Below are 21,834 nucleotides of genomic sequence, written 5' to 3' on the forward strand. Positions count from 1 at the left end.
GTTATTTTTTAGTGTTAATTAGTATCCTGGGTTTTGTTCTAAGTTGGTATTTATACCTAAGTCTGTTGCAGGTAATGGCATTAAATCTCTAAAGGATTCTGTTGTAGTACCAGATTGTACTCCACCTTTCCATTGCCAAACGCCATTATCTGAGAATTGATCAAATCTTATTAAATCAGTTCTTCTGTGAGCTTCCCAGTATAATTCTCTAGAGCGCTCGTCTATAATGAAATCCAAGGTTAAATCAGCTTCAGATATGTTTCCACTTGTGTCGCCATATGCACGTTCTCTCAGTTCATTAATATATCCAACAGCGGTACTGGCACTACCGCCGCCGCCTCTTAAGAAAGCTTCTGCATACATTAAATATGCATCTGCCAATCTAAACATTGGGAAGTCAATATCCGTATGGTCTCCTGTAGTATCCGATCCTGGGTTTCCGTTCACATCTACATTTCGGTATTTAGCAACGGCAAAACCATCAGTAAATGTAGCCACAGACATAATGTCTTTGGACTGCCCATCTGTATAAAGTAACTCACGTCCGTCTGCTGAATTTTCTTCACCAGGGAATTGCTCAACAAATGTTGGTGTAGTTCTAATGCCAAACCAACCACCATTGATTCCAAAATCCGAAGGATCCATAGATCCACCAACTGGGGCATGTGTTAAAAATGTCATACCTCCAAAGGCCTGTGTTCTCTGACCATCAAAAGGAATTGTAAAGATAACTTCGTCTTGTGCACCATTAGAATCGTTGTCTGCTAAGAAAGAATGGAAATAAGGGATGTCTGGAATGGAGTATCCTGCACCAATAATATTATTAGTATAAGTAATTACGTCTGCATATCTTGGTGTACCAGTATATACTTCAGCATTTAAATAAATCTTAGCCAATAACATCCAAGCAGCAGCTCTATCAGCTCTACCATATTCATTGCTTCTAGGAGCAGCCATATTATCTGTGATTGCTAATAATTCAGACTCAATGAAATCAAATAAATCAGCTCTTTGTATTTGTGGTGGAAGAAATGCTCCAATAGGATCGTCCTCAGTTACAAATGGCGGATTTGCAAATAAATCCATGGCATGCCAATAGGTGAGCGCACGCATAAAACGAACTTCTGATCTAAAGGTCTGAATGTCAGCTCTCAATTCTGAAGAGACACCTCTACCATCTAATTTACTATCCGTAGTTTGTCGTAAAAATTCATTACATAATGCAACTTGGTACATTAGTCTACTGTACATGGTTCTGATAAATTCGTTACCAGAGGTCCAAACTTGACCGTGTAAATCTTGAATTGTACCGTCATTCCACGCAATAAGCGCTTCATCAGTTGTGAGTTCTTGCATTTTCCAATACAATCTTAGATAATTGGAAAACCCTTCGTCTAAACCGGCTAAATCTGGTGCGCCTGCAGGACCTTCCTGACCGCTCAAAGAGATTCCAGCATAAATTTTAGCTAAAAATTCTTTGTAAGCATTAGGGTCTTCAAACGCAGCATCGCCAGTAAGACGTTCGTCTTCTGGTTGTAAATCTAATCGGTCTGCACAAGATTGCACAAAAAGTGCAATAGCAAAGACCAAGAAGATACTTTTAATTGTTCTTAACATCATAGCTTTGTTGTTTATATATTTATTTTTCATTTTTTTTAAAATGTAAAGTTTAAGCCTAATACAATATCTCTAGTTCTTGGATAGAAATTATTTTCTATACCATTACTAATTTCAGGATCTAAGCCATCATATTCAGTGATTACAAAAACGTTTGTAGCCGTTAAGGAAGTTCTTAATGTCATTTTTGAGAAAGGAATTGTGTAACCAAGAGAGATGTTATCCAATCTTACAAAATCAGCACGCTGAATATATAAATCTGAAAACAGCTCTTGATTAGTAAATCCAGTATTTAATAAACTAGCGTGTCCATTTGCTTGGTAACCAGGTTGGTTTACAATGGCATTAGTATTACCTCTATCTGAGGCTACATTGTTATACACATAGTTTCCAAAACTTCCTCTGAATGTAAAATTCAAGTCCAAGTTCTTATATCTAAAGTTATTAGTGAAACCAATAAAAGCATCTGGTGTAGCCTTTTTATAAGCTTGTCTGTCTGCTTCAGTAATTTGGTTATCCCCATTAACATCTACGTAAGAACCAGCGATTGGGTTTCCATTGTCATCATAAACTTGCCTGAATACAAAAAACGTAGTTGGATCATAACCAGGTCTTAAAATTTGAATATTGTTACCTACACCACCAGAAATACCTCCAGTTGGTAACGTAAAGTTAGGATCATCACTTAAACTTAACTTAGTAATTTCTACATCCTGAAATGTTAAGTTAAAATTAGTGTCCCATCCAAAGTTTTCGGTTTGCGAGATAATACCATTAAGGCTTAATTCTATACCTCTACTTGTGGCTTCACCGACGTTAGTAATCAGTAAATCAGTAAGATTGGCACCAGCTGGTACAGGAACACGAGATAATAAATCTTCAGTTTCTCTATAATAAGCATCAATAGTACCTGTAAGTCTATTGTTAAAAAGACCGAAGTCTAAAGCTACATTATATTGTGTGGTTTCCTCCCATTTAAGTTCTTCATCAAAACCTTCTGGTCTTAACGTTTGGAAGAAAATAGGATCACCATTTGGTAACGTACCAAATTGAATATTGGCAGCGTTGTTACGAGATGGTGTATAAATGCCTAAATAACCATAATTCTGCCCAATTTCTTGCTGACCAGTAACACCCCAACCAGCTCTAAGTTTTAAGTTAGAGAAGAAAGAGTTGTCCATAAAACTTTCGTTCGTCATCTTCCAACCCACAGAGACACCTGGGAAAGAACCCCAACGATTATCTTCACTAAATCTCGAAGAACCATCACGTCTATAACTTGCAGATATTAAGTACTTGTCTGCAATATCAAAACTTGCTCTTGCAAAATAAGACTCAAGTGCATTTCTATTAATATCAGTATCAGTAAGTGTTGTAGCGGATACTCTATCTACAAAACTTTTGATATAAAATTCTTGGAAAGCGTGACCCGCTGTAATATCTAATTTTGTATCAATAGACTCAACATCTTTCTTGTAATTTAAATAGAAATCTAATGATGTATTTCTGTTAAGACCAGTAGATACTTCATTTGTTGGTACTCCACCTGAGTTATTTGGATTAGCAGCTGAGAAAACGTAACCATCATTTTCAGCGTAATCTATACCAGCATTGACATTTAACCTTAAGTCTCTTAAGAACCAAAACTTATAATCAACATTAAAGTTTGAAATAACTCGCTTTATAGTTTGTCTATTGTTGTAATTGTTGTTATCTAATAAAAACACAGGGTTGGCAGGTGCTAGATTTGCACTAGTACCATATTGTGTGTAGTTACCGTTTTCATCAAATACAGGTTGCGTAGGGTCAAAAGATATTGCAGCACCTATTGCACCTTCATTTGCATAAGTGTATTCATCTTGAATTCCTTTAGCAACTAAAGTCAATTTTAGATCATTATCCAGAAAACGGTGAACAAACGACGTGTTGATGCCGTTTCTTTCGTATAAATCATCGAGTGGCCCTTCTTGAGATACATGGTTTAAATTTACTCTAAAGTTAAATCTTTCGTATCCTTTAGAAACTGTAATATTATGAATTGCTCCAATACCAGTTGTAAAAATTTCATCTTGCCAATTTGTGTTGGCACCACCAAACGATGAGGTATCACCTCCGTTATCCGTAACTACTTGCATATATTGCTCAGCGTTTAAAACATCTACAGTGTTAGTAACACTTCTCGTTGATGCCTGTAAACCATACTCAACTTTAAAAGGCTGATTTGCACTTCCTTTTTTCGTAGTAATTAGTATAACACCGTTAGATGCTCTAGAACCATAAATGGCAGTAGCAGAGGCATCTTTAAGTACCACAAAATCTTCAATGTCAGCTGGGTTAATAGCGTTTAAAGCATTTCTACTTCCTTGCGCACCACCACGTTGATCAATTGGAAGCCCGTCAATTACAATTAATGGGTCATTGGTTGCACCAAAATTAGAGCCTAATGAAGCTCCACCACGAATTCTAATTTCACCACCTTCACCAGCAGCACCTCCACCAGATGTAATTCTAACACCTGCAGCTTTACCAGCAATAAGTTGCTGTGGCGCTACAATGGCTCCACGGTTAAATTCTTCATCGCCTACTTTTTCTACAGCACCTGTGGCGTCTTGTTTCGTTGTAGAACCATAACCGATAAGTACTACTTCATCTAATTGAGCTGCGTCTTCTTCCAAAACTACATCAACGGTAGCTTGTCCGTTAAAGACTATTTCTTGCGACTTGTAACCAACATAAGAAATCACAATAGTTTCTCCTTGGTTGACTTCAATTGTGTATTTTCCATCGAAATCGGTCGATGTTCCTCTCGAAGTCCCTTTTACCAGAATATTTACACCTGGTAAAGGCATAGCGTTTGCTTTGTCTGTTACTGTACCACTGACAGTTGATTGTGCCATCAGAGTAGCTGGTATCATAATTAAACAGATTATTAAAGCATTTAAGAATGTTTTCATACAATGTTTTTAAGTTAATTGCTTAGTTAATTGATTTATATTTTCACTTCTTGGGTTAAATCTATGTAAAATTAATGTGATTTAAGTGTTAAAAGGCAAACGAGACCTAACGCAAACGTTTTCGTGTTAAAAACTTTTCTGAAATTATTGATAGTGAGAGTAAAATAGTAAAAAAATGAGATATTTTCAATTGAGAGCTGTTAAAATTACCAAGTCCCGAAAAGCTGTAAAACTATTTTTGGTGTATATTCGTTTTAAAGATCCCTTAGTTAGTTTATAATACATGAAACGAAAAATAACCCTTAAGCAAATTGCTAAAGAACTAGATGTCTCCATTTCAACCGTATCAAAGGCACTGCGTAATAGTGTGGAAATTAGTGAAGATACGAAGCAAAAAGTCCAAGCTTTTGCGAAATTGTACAACTACAGACCCAACAATATTGCCTTAAGTCTTAAAAACAGAAAAACCAATACTATTGGAATTATTATCCCAGAAATTGTCCATCATTTTTTCTCTAAGGTCATTAGTGGAGTAGAGACTGTAGCCAACAATAGAGGTTATAATGTTATTGTTGGTCTTTCAAATGAATCGTTCTCTAAAGAGGTCATAAATATGGAAATGCTCGCCAATGGTAGTATTGATGGCTTTATTTTGTCAATTTCAAAAGAAACATTGCAGCAACAAGATTATCATCATTTTAATGAAACGATGAGCCAGGGTATGCCTATTGTTATGTTTGACCGTGTAATAGCAGACATTAAATGCGATAAAGTTATTGTAGATGATTATAAGGGCTCGAAAAATGCAGTAGAAAAACTGATAACCAATGGATGTAAATCTATTGCTCTAATTACAACCAAAGATTATGTAAGTGTTGGTAAGTTACGTACTCAGGGCTATTTAGAGGCTTTGCATGAACACAAGATGACTCCAAAGGCGGAGCTTATCCTCAAAATTGACGACACATTAGATTACGAAGTTCATTTGGACGCGTTAGAGTTAGAAATCGAACAACTTTTTAAATCAAATAAAAAGATTGATGGTGTATTTGCAGTTAATGAATTGTATGCTTTATCGGCAATGAAAGTCGCTAGGAAATTAGGCTTGGATATACCAAATGATATTCAGGTTATTGGTTTTACCGATGGTGTTTTGTCAAAACATGCCACACCAAGCTTAACTACGGTAAGTCAGCATGCACAACAGATGGGAGAGACTGCAGCAAATCTGTTAATCGATAAGTTAGAAAACGAGTTTGATGATGAGAAGGAAGAAGAGTTTCAAACGGTTGTCATCGCTACGGAATTGATAGAACGCGAATCCACCAAATAGAAATTTAACATTGCCATTTTAAAAACTTTTATATCTTTACCACGAAATCAAAACTTATATTTTCACTTCTACACATAAGTTTTGATAAGCACAGCTTGTCAGAATAGTATTAATTTAAACATACTATTTCATGAAAAAGCGCACACTAGGTTTCTGGGAAATTTGGAACATGAGTTTCGGTTTCTTGGGAATTCAAATGGGTTTTGCCCTTCAGAATGCAAATGTCAGTCGAATTTTTCAAACGCTTGGAGCAGAAGTTGAAGACATACCTATCCTTTGGGTTGCAGCACCGTTAACTGGTTTAATAGTTCAGCCAATCATTGGCTATTTTAGTGATAGGACGTGGCATCCAAAATTAGGTCGTCGAAGACCATACTTTTTAATAGGAGCCATTTTAGCATCTTTGGCATTGTTCATTATGCCAAATTCTCCTGTGCTTTGGTTTGCCGCAGGTATGCTTTGGATTATGGATGCTTCCATAAATGTTTCCATGGAACCATTTAGAGCTTTTGTAGGGGATAATTTGCCAAATCACCAAAGAACAAAAGGTTTTGCTATGCAAAGCTTTTTTATTGGTATTGGTGCTTACGTTGCTTCTAAGCTTCCGAAGATATTGACATATTTTGGAGTTGCCAATACTGCACCTGAAGGGGTTATACCAGATTCTGTTAAATACTCATTTTATATTGGTGGTGCGGCATTTTTTATAGCTGTGCTATGGACTGTACTACGCTCTAAAGAATATTCCCCAGAGGAAATGAAAGTATTTGAGGAGCATGAAGCAAAGAGTCAAGATTATGTGACCAAGGAACGATCTGAGTCATGGTATGTTTCAAATGGGAAGTCTCATATTTTTAAAGGGGTAATTACTCTTTTAATTGGAATAATAGCTACCTATGGTGTATACCATTTTGAATTAAAGAAAGATTTGTATGTATTGACTTTGGGACTGATTTCATTGGGAGGAATAATTTTGATTATTTCTGGTCTAATGCAAAAAGCTAAGAATTACCATAACGGTTTTGTAACCATTGTGAACGATTTTCAATTCATGCCTAAGGTAATGAAACAACTGGCTTGGGTGCAATTTTTCTCGTGGTTCTCATTGTTTTCAATGTGGATTTATACAACCAGTGCAGTAACTGAGCACATATACAACACAAAGGATACAACTTCACTGGCTTACAATACTGGTGCAAATCAAGTAGGAGAAATGTTCGCTAATTATAATATTATTGCAGCAGCAGTAGCATTCTTACTACCATTACTAGCAAAAAAGACAAGTAGAAAATTTACCCATTTCTTGGCTTTGGTTGCTGGTGGCTTTGGATTAATGTCTATATACTTCATTAGCAATCCTTCAACGTTCACAATAGAATGGTTACCAATGATTGGAGTTGGAATTGCATGGGCTTCTATTTTATCAGTTCCTTATGCGATGCTTTCAGGTTCTCTGCCTGCTAGTAAAATGGGTTACTATATGGGAGTGTTCAACTTTTTTATTGTAATTCCACAATTAGTTGCAGCCTCAATTTTAGGATTTTTGGTATCCACATTTTTTGATAACCAACCTGTTTATGCACTATTGATAGGTGGTGGGTCTATGATACTAGCAGGAATTCTATCTTTAATGGTAAATGATAAAGTAACAGCAGTAGCAAATGAATAAAAAAGGATTCATATTTGATCTCGATGGTGTGATTGTTGACACCGCTAAATATCATTTTTTGGCTTGGAAGAAATTAGCTAATAGCTTAGGTATAGATTTCACTGAAGTAGAAAATGAGCAACTAAAAGGTGTAAGTCGGGTAAGATCATTAGAAAAGATTTTGTCTTGGGGAAATAAAACCATTTCCGAAGATAAATTCATGGAATTAATGTCTGCAAAAAACACAGATTATTTAAGTCATATTTCCAAAATGGACGAAGATGAAATACTTCCAGATGTTCCAAAAATATTGAATTTATTAAAAGATAAAGAGCAACCTATCTCATTAGGCTCAGCAAGCAAAAATGCCAGAACCATTTTAGAGCGTGTAAATCTAAAAAAACATTTTGATGCTATCGTAGATGGTAATGATGTAAGCAAAGCGAAACCAGATCCTGAGGTTTTTTTAATAGCTGCAAAACTATTAAATGTAAAGCCAGAGCATTGTATAGTTTTTGAAGATTCTGTTGCTGGAGTCGAGGCTGCCAATGCTGCCAACATGGTGTCGATTGGTATTGGAAGTGAAGACGTTCTTGGACATGCCAAATATATATTTAAGGATTTCACAGAAATCTCAAATGAGTTTATAAACTCACTAATTGAAAATTAAAACATACAGTGCCATTAGAATATGGTACTAAGATTAAGATAAATGAATTTAGATTATATCATACCAAATGATTGGTCAATCTTAGAAGAGGGATTCGATCCAAATAACGTAAAGGCGTCAGAAAGTATATTCAGTATCGGAAATGGTGCCATGGGACAACGCGCTAATTTTGAAGAGCAATATTCAGGGCCAACATTTCAAGGAAGTTATATTGCGGGTGTTTATTATCCAGATAAAACCAGAGTAGGTTGGTGGAAAAACGGTTACCCAGAATATTTTGCAAAAGTACTTAATGCACCAAACTGGATAGGTATTAATGTTTTTATTAATGATGAGGCCTTAGATCTTCATATATGTAAAAAGATTGAAAATTTTAAAAGAGAGCTCAACATGAAAGAAGGTTGGCTATCTCGCAGTTTTATCGCTACGCTTCAAAATGAGGTTAAAGTAGAAGTAAGTGTTAAACGTTTTTTAAGTTTAGATATAGATGAATTAGGTGCAATAAATTACTCGGTTAAACCTTTGAGTTCTGACGCTACCATAACATACAGACCGTATATCGATAGTGGGATTACAAACGAAGATACCAATTGGGATGATAAGTTTTGGGATACCTTAAATGTAAGTCACGAGAACAATCAAGCCTTCATTCAGGCCAAGACAATGAAGACCGATTTTTATACCTGTACCTTTATGGAGTCTCAAGTTTTTATTGATGGCAAATCTGTAATTATTGAGCCAAATATAAGTGCAGATTCAAACAGTGCTTCGTTTAGTTATAGTTATAATGTAAAGAAAGACCAAACCTACACCATTCATAAGTTCGGTGGTTATACTGTTGATAGAAACCACGATAAATACGAATTGGTTTCAGCTGCTAAAATGGTTCTGAACAAAGCCACAAAAACTGGATTTTCAGCATTGCTCGAAGCTCAAAAAAATGCATGGGCAAAAATTTGGGATATGGCAGACATTACTATAGATGGAGATGTAAAAGCACAACAAGGCATCCGATTTAATATCTTTCACTTAAATCAAACCTATCTCGGTACTGATGCAAGATTAAATATTGGGCCTAAAGGATTTACTGGCGAAAAATATGGAGGAAGCACCTATTGGGATACCGAAGCCTATTGTATTCCTTTTTATATGGCAACAAAAGACCAAAAGGTGGCCAGAAACTTATTGACCTACAGATATAAACATTTAGAAAAAGCCATTGAAAATGCCGAAAAATTAGGATTTTCAAACGGTGCAGCATTGTACCCTATGGTAACCATGAATGGTGAAGAATGCCATAACGAGTGGGAAATTACATTTGAGGAAATCCATAGAAACGGTGCCATTGCGTTTGCCATTTTCAATTACCATCGTTATACAGGAGATTACAGTTATATCCAAGAAATGGGATTAGAAGTACTTATTGGTATTGCTCGTTTTTGGCATCAACGCGCAAACTTCTCAACAGACAAAAACAAATATGTTATCTTAGGTGTAACTGGGCCAAATGAATATGAAAACAATGTAAACAATAACTGGTACACTAATTATATTGCCCAATGGTGTATCAATTATGCAGTTGAAAACATTAATCGTGTGGCATCAGAATATGATACGGATTACACCCGAATTATGAATAAGGTTAAACTATCTAAAGCCGAAATTAAGGAATGGCAAGAGGTAGCGGACAACATGTATTTTCCATACTCTGAACAACACAATGTGTATTTACAGCAAGATGGTTTCTTGGATAAAGAATTAATAACTGTAGCAGACTTAGATAAGTCGCAACGACCAATAAACCAAAAATGGTCTTGGGATAGAATTTTGCGTTCACCATACATAAAACAGGCGGATACGCTTCAAGGGTTTTACTTTTTTGAAGATCAGTTTTCTACTGAAGAATTAAAACGACATTTCGATTTCTATGAACCATTTACAGTACACGAAAGCTCATTGTCACCTTGTGTACATAGTATTCAGGCAGCGAAGTTAGACCGAATGGACCAGGCCTATACGTTTTATTTGAGAACATCGCGATTAGACTTGGATGACTATAATCACGAAGTGCACGAAGGTTTGCACATCACCTCAATGGCAGGTACCTGGATGAGCATTGTAGAAGGCTTTGGAGGCATGCGTATTAAAAACGATATGTTAAGTTTTGAGCCTAAAATCCCTGAACAATGGGAAGGGTATTCGTTTAAGGTGAACTTTAGGAATAGAATACTAAAGGTTATCGTAAACCAAGGCAAAACACATTTTGAGTTAGATGGCGACGAAGATTTATCAATTATGGTACATGGTAACGAAGTAATTATTTCACCTAATAAGTTGGTAACGGTTTAGATGATTTTATAGCTCCAGTTAAAGAACACTAAAAACAATGAATATGAAAAACATAATAAAAATAGTTTCAGTATGCTTATTGATTTTTGTGACTTCTTGTAAGGAGCAAAACCAAAAAGAAGTAGAGCAGTCAACATCTAAAGAGTTTACCGAAGAATTAAATGATCTCGAAAGGATAGAACCACCACATTGGTGGACTGGGTTTAAAAACGCTGAATTGCAATTACTGGTTAAACATCCTAATATCGGAAGTTACACACCAGAGATTTCTTATTCTGGTGTCACTCTAGAAAATTTTCATCAGGCAGATAGTCCTAATTATCTGTTTTTAGATTTAGAGATTTCGGAATCTGCAAAAGCAGGTAAATTCAATATTGTTTTTAAACAAGATGATGGTAAGGAGCTTGTTCAAACTTATGAGTTGAAATCGCGTGAAAAATCAGCTGAAGATTATATAGGTTTTAATAGTTCAGATGCCATTTATCTCATCACACCAGACCGTTTTGCAAATGCAAACCCAGAAAATGATGAGGTAGAAGGTTTATTAGAACAAGGAATAGATAGAACCCATGGTTACGCTAGGCATGGTGGAGATATCCAAGGTATAACAGAGCATTTAGATTATATAGACAATTTAGGGTTTACTGCGGTTTGGCCATGTCCTGTACTCATTAATGATATGCCAAGGGGCTCTTATCATGGTTATGCCATGACAGATTTTTATAAAGTAGATCCAAGATTCGGAACTTTAGATGAATATAAAAATCTAGCTGATGAGCTAAGAAACAGGGACATGAAACTTATCATGGACCAAGTGGCTAATCATTGTGGTTTACAACATTGGTGGATGAAGGATTTGCCGTTTAAGGATTGGGTAAATTATCAGGATTATTATCTAGAAAATATAGATAACTGGAATAGAGAAACAACTAAAATGTCTAATCATAGGCGAACTACAAATCAAGATCCTTATGCAGCAAAAATAGATAATGATGGCATGTCTCAAGGTTGGTTTGTACCAGATATGCCAGATTTAAATCAACGGAATCCGTTTATGGCAAATTACATCATTCAAAATAGTATTTGGTGGGTAGAAACTTTAGGCTTGGGCGGAATCCGTCAAGATACCTATCCATATCCAGATAAAGCATTTATGAGTGATTGGGCAGGTGCAATTATGACTGAGTATCCTAATTTTAGTATTGTTGGTGAGGAGTGGAGTTACAATCCGCTTTTAATAGCATATTGGCAAGAAGGTCATGAAAATAAAGATGGTTACGATTCTAACTTAAAATCATCAATGGATTTTGCGATGCAAAAACAGATTATTGATGCATTAAATGAAGAAGAATCTTGGGATAAAGGTCTTGTTAAAATGTACGAAGGTTTAGCAAATGATTTTGCCTATACCTCACCAAAAGATATCATGGCATTTCTAGATAATCATGACAAGAGCCGTGTTTATACAGAGCTGAAAGGTGATGCAGTAAACACCAAAATGGCCTTGAGTTACTTATTAATGTTGCCAAGAATTCCTCAGATTTATTATGGTACAGAAATCTTAATGGACGATTTTGATAATCCAGGCGATCATGGGTTAATTAGAACAGATTTTCCTGGAGGTTGGCAAGGAGATACTGTGAATGCGTTTACAGGCGAAGGTCTAAATGCCGAACAAAAAGAGATGCAGAACTTCCTTAAAAAGATGCTCAACTACAGAAAGGAAAGTAAAGCCATTCATGAAGGCGAAACAAAACACTTTGCACCATTCGAAGGCACATATTTCTTATACAGAACACATGGTAACGAAACCGTAGTGCACATCATTAACAAAAATGAAGAACCTATTGAAATTGATTTAAACTATCACGAAGAAATGGGTCTAAATGGAAAAACATTAAAGAATGTCATAACTGGAGAGACCATGGTTTGGGGAGATAGTATAAAGTTGAATGAAAAAGGAAGCATAATCTTATCGACAAAACTATAAAGATGAAAAACACCATTTATGTTTTAGTCCTATTAATGATAATGTCTTGTAAAAACGAGAAGAAAACTACTAATGCCGATTTTGAATCTAACATGCCAAGTACAACCTACACTTTTGAAAAGTTAGACAAGGTAGAGCTTTATGCAGGTTCCTTAATTAGAGCAGATAGTTTTCCTTCTAAATATATAACACCACGACCGGTAGATATTTGGTTACCTAAAGATTACACCAGAGATAAAAAATATAGCGTCCTCTATATGCACGATGGGCAAATGTTATTTGATAGTACCACATCTTGGAACAAACAAGAATGGAAAGTTGATGAATGGGCAACTAAACTTATGGAAGAAGAAAAGGTTCAGGATTTTATAGTGGTAGCTATCCATAATATTCCTAACATCCGTTGGCAAGATTTGTTTCCTGAGAAGGCAATTAACTTTATAGACGAAAGTGTAAAAGATTCCCTTGCAGACATAGCTGGTAAAAAGAATATAAAACTCAATGGTGACAATTACTTAAGATTTATAGTCGAAGAATTAAAGCCACAAATAGATTTTGCTTATCCTGTTCATACAGATAGAGAGCACACTTTTGTTATGGGTTCAAGTATGGGAGGTTTAATGTCAATGTATGCTATTTCCGAATATCCTGAAGTTTTCGGTGGAGCAGCATGTTTATCAACCCATTGGGTTGGTGCTATGCCAATGGAAAAGAACCCTTATCCTGATGCTATTTTTCAATATATGGAAACTAATTTACCAAAAGCAGGAAATCATATGTTGTATTTTGATTACGGCAACAAAACCCTAGACCAGCATTACCCACAATATGCACCTAGAGTAGATGAGATATTAAAAGCAAAAGGTTATACAGATAAAGATTCTAAGAACTTATTTTTTAAAGACACTGACCATTCAGAGAATTCTTGGAATAAACGCCTAGATCAACCCTTAATATTCTTATTAGGGAATGATTTGGATTAATAGCAACCTAAGACCTCATGGAAAGGTTTAAATCTGTGAGGTCTTTAAAATTTACTATGAAGCAAAGCATACTATACATAGCGTTTATACTTTTTACAGTTTCAATCACTGCGCAGAATGCTGAGCGTATTTTTAAAAGCGCTCAAATTGAAGGGTTATATGTAAAGGTTGAGGTGAATGACGGTTATTACATCATTAACCCGTATGCGTCAAACACTGTTGAGACAACATTTGTGCCCAACGGTGAAGAATTAATCACAGAATCGCATGCCGTTGTGGCAAAACCGAAAAGTTCAACAATTGATATTACAGAAAGAGCTAAAGACGTTTTGATAAAAGCGCGTAACGGTTTATATGTAGTTATCACAAAAAGCCCATTCCAAATATCATATTACTACAAGGACCAACTCATCACATCCGAAAAACGAGGCTACTACAAAAGTGCACACCAACCAATGGATATTGTAAAAGGCAATATTGTTGCCGATTCTACTGAAAAAATAGAATTCAACCTCACAAAAGATGAAGTACTTTATGGCGGAGGCGCCAGAGCCTTGGGTATGAATCGTAGAGGACATCGTTTACCGTTATTCAATAGAGCACATTACGGTTACGAAACCGAATCTCAATTGATGAACTACACCATGCCAATTGTATTGTCTTCGAATAAGTACATGATTCATTTTGACAACGCACCAATTGGCTATTTAGATTTAGATAGTGAAGGTGATAATACCTTAACTTACGAAACTGTTTCTGGTCGCAAAACCTATCAAGTCATTGTTGGGGATTCATGGTATGATATCATGAGAAACTATACCAATTTAACGGGTAAGCAACCTATGCTACCACGTTGGGCTTTGGGTAATTTTTCAAGCAGATTTGGCTATCATTCCCAAGAAGAAGTTGAGATGACGATTGATAAATTTAGGGAAGAAGAGATTCCTGTTGATGCCATTATTTTGGATTTGTACTGGTTTGGTAAAGACATAAAAGGAACCATGGGAAATCTTGAGTTTTTAAGGGATTCATTTCCAAATCCAAAAGAGATGATTAAGAATTTACAATCTAAAAACGTCGAAACGATCCTTATCACAGAGCCTTTTGTATTAACCACTTCTAACCGTTGGGACGAAGCTGTTGAAGAAGATATTTTAGCTAAAGACTCTATTGGAAACCCAGCCAAATACGACTTCTATTTCGGTAATACAGGAATCATAGATATTTATAACCCAAAAGGAGAGCAATGGTTTAAAAATATTTACAAGGAATTGGCTAACATGGGTGTCAACGGATTTTGGGGAGATTTAGGAGAACCCGAAGTGCATCCTAATTGGGTACAGCACCATGCAGGTACGGCTTCAGAAGTCCATAATATTTACGGGCACGATTGGGCAAAATTAGTGTATGAAGCCAGTCTAGAAGCCAACCCAAATAAAAGACCATTCATCTTAATGCGAGCAGGTTATTCCGGTAGCCAGCGTTACGGCATGGTGCCATGGTCTGGTGACGTCAACAGAACTTGGGGAGGATTACAAAGTCAGCCCGAAATTGCCTTACAAATGGGAATGCAAGGTCTGGCTTATATGCATTCCGATTTAGGTGGCTTTGCAGGTGCAAACCTCGATGATGAATTGTATGTGAGATGGTTGCAATACGGAGTGTTCAATCCCATTTTTAGACCACATGCACAAGAAGATGTGCCTAGCGAACCTATATTTAGAAGTGAAAAAGCAAAACGATTAGCGAAGTTCGCGATTCAAATGCGTTATCGCATGTTGCCGTATAATTATAATTTGATGTACGAAAATCATTTATATGGCAAACCATTAATGCGACCTTTATTTTTTGAAGAACCTAATAACACTAAATTATTTAGCTATTCAAAAACCTATTTGTGGGGAAATGATATTCTAGTAGCACCAGTTTTAGAAGCTGGTAAAACACAACAAGAGGTTTATTTTCCGAAAACGTCAAACTGGTTTAATATAGAAACTGATGAACTCATTGAAGGCGGACAAACCAAAATGGTTAAAACACATCCAGCCTATATCCCAACTTATGTTAGGGCAGGAGCTTTTATACCATTAACCAAAGTGGTGCAATCAACATCTGAGTATGAAGGTAATCGTCTAGAGCTTCACTATTATTTCGATAAGAATTCACCTGAAAATGAACGTAAAGTTTATAACGATAATGGTTCAGAAATTAATCCATTGTGGAGTGGTAATTCAAATTATGAATTAATGAAATTTGAATCTATATATAAGGGATCAAATCTAAAATTTGAATTCGAGTTTGAAAAAAGTATCGAATTTGACGAAACTTTAAATTCAAATGACAAAACAATCGATCTTATAGTACACAATATTCAAAGAGAACCAAAATATATTAAGGTTGATGGTAAAAAAGTTGAGGTAAAATGGAATTCAGAAACAAAAACCTTAACTATCCCTATTAACTGGGAAGCGACAACCAAAAAAGAAATAAAAATAAAACTTAAAAAATAAAACAAGATGAAAAACTTTGCATTAATAATCTGTATGCTATTAGTATTTGGAGCGTGTAAATCAGAGAAAAAAGAAGACATCAAAGTAGAGGAAACTACTAAAGAGGAATTTACACCAATTTCCGCTTCAGATATGGAAACAGCCGTGATTTATGAAGCTAATATTCGTCAATATTCACCAGAAGGCACTTTTGATGAATTCACAAAAGATATTCCTCAGCTAAGGGAATTAGGGGTGAAAATTATTTGGTTAATGCCAGTATTTCCTATTTCAGAAACAAAACGTAAAGCCACAGGAGGACCAGATAGCAAGTTTGCTTCAGAATTTCCAGAAGAAGAGCGCTCAAAATATTTGGGGAGCTATTATGCTGTAACTGATTTTACTGAGATTAATCCAGAATTTGGTACCAAGGAAGATTTTAGAGAATTGGTTAAAACGGCTCACGATAATGGCATTTATGTCATATTGGATTGGGTGCCAAATCATACAGGTTGGGATCATGAGTGGTTAAAAACAAATCCAGAATACTACACACAAAACGAAGACGGTGAAGTCATTCATCCCAAAGGAACAGATTGGACAGATGTCGCAGATTTAAACTACGACAACCAAGATATGCGAAAAGAAATGATTGAAGACATGTCTTACTGGATCACCGAAGAAGGAGTTGATGGATTTAGATGCGATGTAGCCGGTTCTGTACCTCTTGATTTTTGGCAACAAGCCGTACCTCAATTAAGAGAAAAGAAAGATATTTTTATGTTGGCTGAAGCCTGGGAACCAGAATTATTGGATGGTAATTTATTTGATATGGCCTATGCTTGGGATGGTCATCATCTACTTAATGGATTGGCTAAAGGCGAAAAGAATTTAGAAGATTACGAAGCCTATATTCAAAAGATTTCAAAAGACTATGATGACGATGATATCTTAATGAATTTTGTAACCAACCACGATGAAAACTCATGGAACGGTACTATAAAAGAACGCATGGGAGACGCCTCTGAGCTGATGACTGCATTGAGCTTTACTTTAAAAGGTATGCCGTTGATTTATTCAGGTCAAGAATATGATATGGATCATAGATTAAAGTTTTTTGAAAAGGATTCCATTCCTAAAACAAAAGGAGAGAGCTGGGATCTACTGAAAAAATTAGGTAATCTTAAAAATACAAACCCAGCATTACATGGTGGTAAAAATGCAGCATCTTATAAACAATTAGATTCTGAAAAAGATATACTAATGTTTGAGCGTTCTAAAAATGATGAAACTATTTTATTCATTGGTAATTTTTCTGATGAAGCAAATAAAATAGCTGTACCTGGAGGTATGTATTTAGATTATATGGTGAATGAAAAAATTGAATTGAAGGGAGATGCTTTTACCATGGGCCCTTGGGAATACAAGATTTTAATAAAATAAACTATGCAGAAAACAATTTGGGTTTTATTAATCGCACTAACGTTTCTTAATTGTAAAAATAATACGGATTCGGATGTCGCTATAGCAGTGGAAAAAGAAAGCTTACAGCAAGATTTACCATTTGTATGGGAAGGTGCCAATCTTTATTTTTTACTAACCGACCGTTTTAATAATGGAGACACATCCAATGATGTCAACTTTGGTAGAACTAAAGAAACAGGTAAACTTCGTGGCTTCGAAGGTGGGGACATTAAAGGTATAACCCAAAAAGTAAAAGAAGGTTATTTCACAGATTTAGGAATCAATGCTATTTGGATGACACCAATCGTAGAGCAAATTCACGGAGGTACAGATGAAGGCACAGGAGTGACCTACGGTTTTCATGGCTATTGGGCAAAAGACTGGACTAAAATAGACCCTAACTATGGTACTAAGGAAGATTTACAAGAGTTAGTAAAACAGGCGCATGCCAAAGGCATTCGTATTGTTTTAGATGCCGTGATAAATCACACAGGACCAGTAACGGAAAAAGATCCAGTTTGGCCAGATGAGTGGGTAAGGACTGACCCACAATGCAAATATGATAATTATGAAAATACAGTGACCTGTACATTGGTCGCCAATTTACCAGATATAAAAACCGAAAGTAACGAGGATGTAGAGTTACCACCTCAATTGGTTGAAAAATGGAAAGCAGAAGGACGTTATGAGCAAGAAATAAAAGAACTCGACGCTTTTTTTGAGCGTACAGGACATCCCAGAGCACCACGTTTTTACATCATGAAATGGCTAACAGATTACATCACAGAATTCGGTGTTGACGGGTATAGAGTAGATACCGTAAAACATACCGAAGAACACGTGTGGCAAGAGTTCAGAAAAGAGTGTGACTATGCCTTTAATGAGTATAAAAAGAATAATCCAGATAAGGTGTTGGATGACAATAACTTCTATTTGGTTGGGGAAGTTTATAACTATGGTATCAGTGGAGGTCAAATGTTTGATTTTGGTGACAAAAAAGTAAATTATTTTGAACCTGAAAGCTTTCATAGTCTTATCAATTTTGAATTCAAATGGAATTCTAAAGAAATGGATTACGAACCTCTTTTTAAACGCTATTCAGAGGTGTTGAATAACGAGTTAGAGAACTTTGGGACTATGAACTATCTAAGTTCACATGATGACGGAAGTCCTTTTGATGCCTCAAGACAAAAGCCCTATGAAACTGCTAATAAATTATTGTTATCACCAGGAACTTCACAAGTGTATTATGGAGACGAGTCGGCAAGATCATTAATTGTGGAAGGCACGGTAGGAGATGCAACATTGCGTTCATTTATGAATTGGGATTCCATAGCCAAGCAGCCAAGAACGAAAGAAGTCTTGGAACATTGGCAAAAATTAGGGCAGTTTAGAGCGAACCATCCTGCAGTAGGTGCTGGTTTACATCAAATGATAACAGAATCTCCGTATGTATTTTATAGAAGTTTGTCCACAGACCATTTTAACGACTTTGTTGTAATTGGTATGGATCTTAAAAAAGGACAAAAAGTATTAGATGTCTCTAAGGTGTTTGAAGAAGGAGATAAACTGCATGATGCATATTCAGGTCAAGATATTACAGTGACTGATGGCAAAGCTGTTGTTAGTTCAGAATATAATATGGTATTGCTAGAGAAAAAGTAAAATTATGAAATGTAAATTTCTTGTTGTTTTAATTATAATGCTCTCATTTTCTTGTAAGAATGACAGTATGATTCTAGATGTGGAATCACCACAATCTAATCTTAAGGTAAGTTTTAATCTAAATGCTGAAGGAGAGCCTTTCTATCAGGTGATGTTCAACAATAAAACGGTTGTAGATACTTCGTATTTGGGTTTCGAATTTACAAATGCTGAAGCTTTAAAAGATGATTTAAAAATTATAACTACAGCCACAAATTCCTTCAACGAAACCTGGCAAATGCCTTGGGGAGAACAAGTCGATGTGGTTAATCATTATAATGAATTAAAAGTAGAACTACAGGAAACTTCAGAACCAAAACGAAAATTAAACATCGTTTTTAGAGTTTACGATGATGGCATTGGTTTTAGATACGAATTCCCAGAGCAAGAAGGATGGACAGAAGCATTAATTAAAGATGAGCATACAGAATTCAACCTCACAAAAGACTACAATACCTTTTGGATTCCTGGTGATTGGGATATCTATGAGCATTTGTATAGCACCACAAAGTTATCAGAAATCGATGCTTTGAAATATGTAGGTCATGTGAATTTGGCACAAACCTATATTCCAGAAAATGCTGTAAATACACCAGTAACCATGGTTGGTGATGATAATACGCACTTAAGTTTTCATGAAGCGGCATTAGTAGATTATTCTGGAATGACTTTAAAGGTCGATACTGAAAACCTTAACCTAAAGAGTAATCTAGTAGGTTCTGAAAATACAGATTATAAGGTAAAAAGAAGTTTGCCATTTCATACACCTTGGCGAACCCTTCAAATTACAGATAATGCACCAGATTTAATTGAGTCTAAACTCATTGTCAATTTAAATGAACCCAACAAACTTGGAGATGTGTCATGGTTTAAGCCCATGAAATATACTGGCGTTTGGTGGGAAATGCACTTGGGTAAGTCCTCTTGGGATTATGGAATGACTCAAGATATGAATACGTGGACAGACCCAGGGAAATCTAACGGAACACATGGAGCAACAACAGAAAATGTAAAACGTTTTATTGATTTTTCAGCAAAAAACAATATTAGAGGTGTTTTGGTCGAAGGCTGGAATACAGGTTGGGAACATTGGATTGGCTTTGAGGACAGAGAAGGTGTTTTCGATTTTGTAACACCATATCCAGATTATGATATTGATGAAGTAACTCGTTATGCCAAGGAAAAAGGTGTAGAAATTATAATGCACCATGAAACTTCTGCAGCTACTGAAACCTATGAAAAACAGCAAGACACAGCGTACGCCTTAATGCAGAAATATGGTATGCATGCCGTTAAATCGGGTTATGTAGGTAAGATTCTACCAAAAGGCGAATACCATCACGGACAGTATATGGTTAATCATTATAACAACGCAGCCATAAAAGCCGCTAAATACGAAGTTGCCGTTAATGCACACGAACCGATTAAAGCCACAGGACTGCGAAGAACCTATCCTAATATAATTTCGAGAGAAGGTTTGCGAGGTCAGGAGTTTAACGCTTGGGCAGAAGATGGTGGCAATCCACCAGAGCATTTGCCAATAGTGGCCTTTACCAGAATGTTGTCTGGCCCAATAGATTTTACGCCTGGTATATTCAATATAAAATTTGATGAGTTCAAAAAAGATAATCAGGTCAATACTACAATTGCCCAGCAACTAGCTTTATATGTAGTTATTTATAGCCCTGTGCAAATGGCAGCAGATTTAGTGGAACATTACGAAGCTAACCCAGAACCTTTGCAGTTTATCAGAGATGTTGGTGTAGATTGGGAGGAAACTAAAGTGCTAAACGGTAAAGTTGGAGATTATGTGACTATTGCAAGAAAAGAACGTCAAACAGGTAACTGGTTTGTTGGAGGTATAACGGATGAAAATTCAATAACTCATGAGTTGACTTTCGATTTTCTGGATGAAGACCAAACGTACGACGCTACAATCTATAAAGATGGCAAAGAAGCCCATTGGAACGATAACCCATTGGATATAGAAATAGAAAAAATGGAACAGACAAAAGGTAATAAGCTATCAATTAAACTCGCCGAAGGAGGTGGCTTTGCCATAAGTTTGAAAAAGAAAAACAACTAATTTTTTAATCCCTATGAAAAATATAGTAACCCTCATATGTTTAATATTTACGTTTTGCTTGAATGCTCAAGTAGATGGTGTTGGGATTAATACACAAGACCCAAAGAGTACACTAGATATTAATGGAAATTTATCTTTAAAAGTTGTAGGTTATAACGGAGGACCTGGTGGTTCAGCCACTCCAATTGATGATGGTATTTATTTAAATTTATCTCCTACATCTGGAAACATTGAGTTTATTCTACCTGATGCCACTACAGTTCCTGGCAGGATATATATTGCTCGGAATATTTCAGATTCAGTAGATGCCGTCATTTACTCATTTGGGTTTGTGGCAGGACAAGGAAATGGTGTTGAGTTTTTTCCTGGAGATAGCCGTGTGAGTGTTAAATCAGTCACCATGGCAGCAGATATTGGTAACGATGGAGGAGACCCTACAAAAACATTGGTTTTTGTAAGTGACGGGTCTAATTGGACCTACGGTCAACTAGGATTCTAGTGCCATTTAACATTTCTTATTGTAACAAACTGATTGTAAGGTAGTCTT

Annotated in this window: 13 protein-coding genes; 11 read left to right on the forward strand and 2 right to left on the reverse strand. The window is 36.0% G+C overall.

The window, feature by feature from the left end:
- Positions 1 to 18: 18 nt before the first annotated feature.
- Both F1003_RS05500 and F1003_RS05505 read right to left on the reverse strand, forming a co-directional pair.
- Positions 19 to 1,617 carry a RagB/SusD family nutrient uptake outer membrane protein gene (locus F1003_RS05500; protein ID WP_155088619.1) on the reverse strand — a complete coding sequence of 533 codons (1,599 nt, stop codon included), beginning with the start codon at positions 1,615 to 1,617 and terminating at the stop codon, positions 19 to 21.
- Between the two features lie 38 nt (positions 1,618 to 1,655).
- Entirely contained in the window at positions 1,656 to 4,571 is a 2,916-nt protein-coding gene (locus tag F1003_RS05505) for a SusC/RagA family TonB-linked outer membrane protein (RefSeq protein WP_155088213.1), read from the reverse strand.
- 283 nt (positions 4,572 to 4,854) lie between these two features.
- Here F1003_RS05505 and F1003_RS05510 point away from each other — a divergent pair, with 283 nt between their 5' ends.
- From F1003_RS05510 to F1003_RS05560, 11 genes are all read left to right on the forward strand, one after another.
- Positions 4,855 to 5,904 (forward strand): LacI family DNA-binding transcriptional regulator, encoded by a 1,050-nt coding sequence (locus F1003_RS05510; RefSeq protein ID WP_155088214.1) that lies wholly within the window; start codon positions 4,855 to 4,857, stop codon positions 5,902 to 5,904.
- A 130-nt stretch (positions 5,905 to 6,034) separates the two neighbouring features.
- The gene (locus F1003_RS05515; RefSeq protein ID WP_155088215.1) at positions 6,035 to 7,573 is read left to right on the forward strand and encodes an MFS transporter; all 1,539 of its coding nucleotides are present in this window, start codon (positions 6,035 to 6,037) and stop codon (positions 7,571 to 7,573) included.
- The gene (pgmB, locus tag F1003_RS05520) at positions 7,566 to 8,222 is read left to right on the forward strand and encodes a beta-phosphoglucomutase (RefSeq protein WP_155088216.1); all 657 of its coding nucleotides are present in this window, start codon (positions 7,566 to 7,568) and stop codon (positions 8,220 to 8,222) included. The genes F1003_RS05515 and pgmB overlap by 8 nt, the downstream gene beginning before the upstream one ends.
- Before the next feature lie 42 nt (positions 8,223 to 8,264).
- The gene (locus tag F1003_RS05525; protein WP_155088217.1) at positions 8,265 to 10,571 is read left to right on the forward strand and encodes a glycoside hydrolase family 65 protein; all 2,307 of its coding nucleotides are present in this window, start codon (positions 8,265 to 8,267) and stop codon (positions 10,569 to 10,571) included.
- A gap of 43 nt (positions 10,572 to 10,614) precedes the next feature.
- Complete coding sequence (locus tag F1003_RS05530) at positions 10,615 to 12,561, forward strand: glycoside hydrolase family 13 protein (protein WP_155088218.1); 1,947 nt, start codon at positions 10,615 to 10,617, stop codon at positions 12,559 to 12,561.
- Between the two features lie 2 nt (positions 12,562 to 12,563).
- Complete coding sequence (locus F1003_RS05535) at positions 12,564 to 13,544, forward strand: alpha/beta hydrolase (RefSeq protein WP_155088219.1); 981 nt, start codon at positions 12,564 to 12,566, stop codon at positions 13,542 to 13,544.
- 56 nt (positions 13,545 to 13,600) lie between these two features.
- Positions 13,601 to 16,054, forward strand: coding sequence for a TIM-barrel domain-containing protein (locus tag F1003_RS05540; protein WP_155088220.1), 2,454 nt, complete (start codon positions 13,601 to 13,603; stop codon positions 16,052 to 16,054).
- A gap of 6 nt (positions 16,055 to 16,060) precedes the next feature.
- Positions 16,061 to 17,476, forward strand: a complete 1,416-nt coding sequence (locus tag F1003_RS05545; protein ID WP_155088221.1) for an alpha-amylase family glycosyl hydrolase — start codon at positions 16,061 to 16,063, stop codon at positions 17,474 to 17,476.
- A 3-nt stretch (positions 17,477 to 17,479) separates the two neighbouring features.
- Positions 17,480 to 19,162, forward strand: coding sequence for an alpha-amylase family glycosyl hydrolase (locus F1003_RS05550; protein ID WP_155088222.1), 1,683 nt, complete (start codon positions 17,480 to 17,482; stop codon positions 19,160 to 19,162).
- A 4-nt stretch (positions 19,163 to 19,166) separates the two neighbouring features.
- The gene (locus F1003_RS05555; RefSeq protein ID WP_155088223.1) at positions 19,167 to 21,287 is read left to right on the forward strand and encodes a glycoside hydrolase family 97 protein; all 2,121 of its coding nucleotides are present in this window, start codon (positions 19,167 to 19,169) and stop codon (positions 21,285 to 21,287) included.
- 13 nt (positions 21,288 to 21,300) lie between these two features.
- Positions 21,301 to 21,786, forward strand: a complete 486-nt coding sequence (locus tag F1003_RS05560; RefSeq protein ID WP_155088224.1) for a hypothetical protein — start codon at positions 21,301 to 21,303, stop codon at positions 21,784 to 21,786.
- Positions 21,787 to 21,834 lie beyond the last annotated feature (48 nt).

The sequence above is a fragment of the Winogradskyella ouciana genome (assembly GCF_009709615.1).
In the GTDB taxonomy this organism is placed as follows: Bacteria; Bacteroidota; Bacteroidia; order Flavobacteriales; family Flavobacteriaceae; genus Winogradskyella; species Winogradskyella ouciana.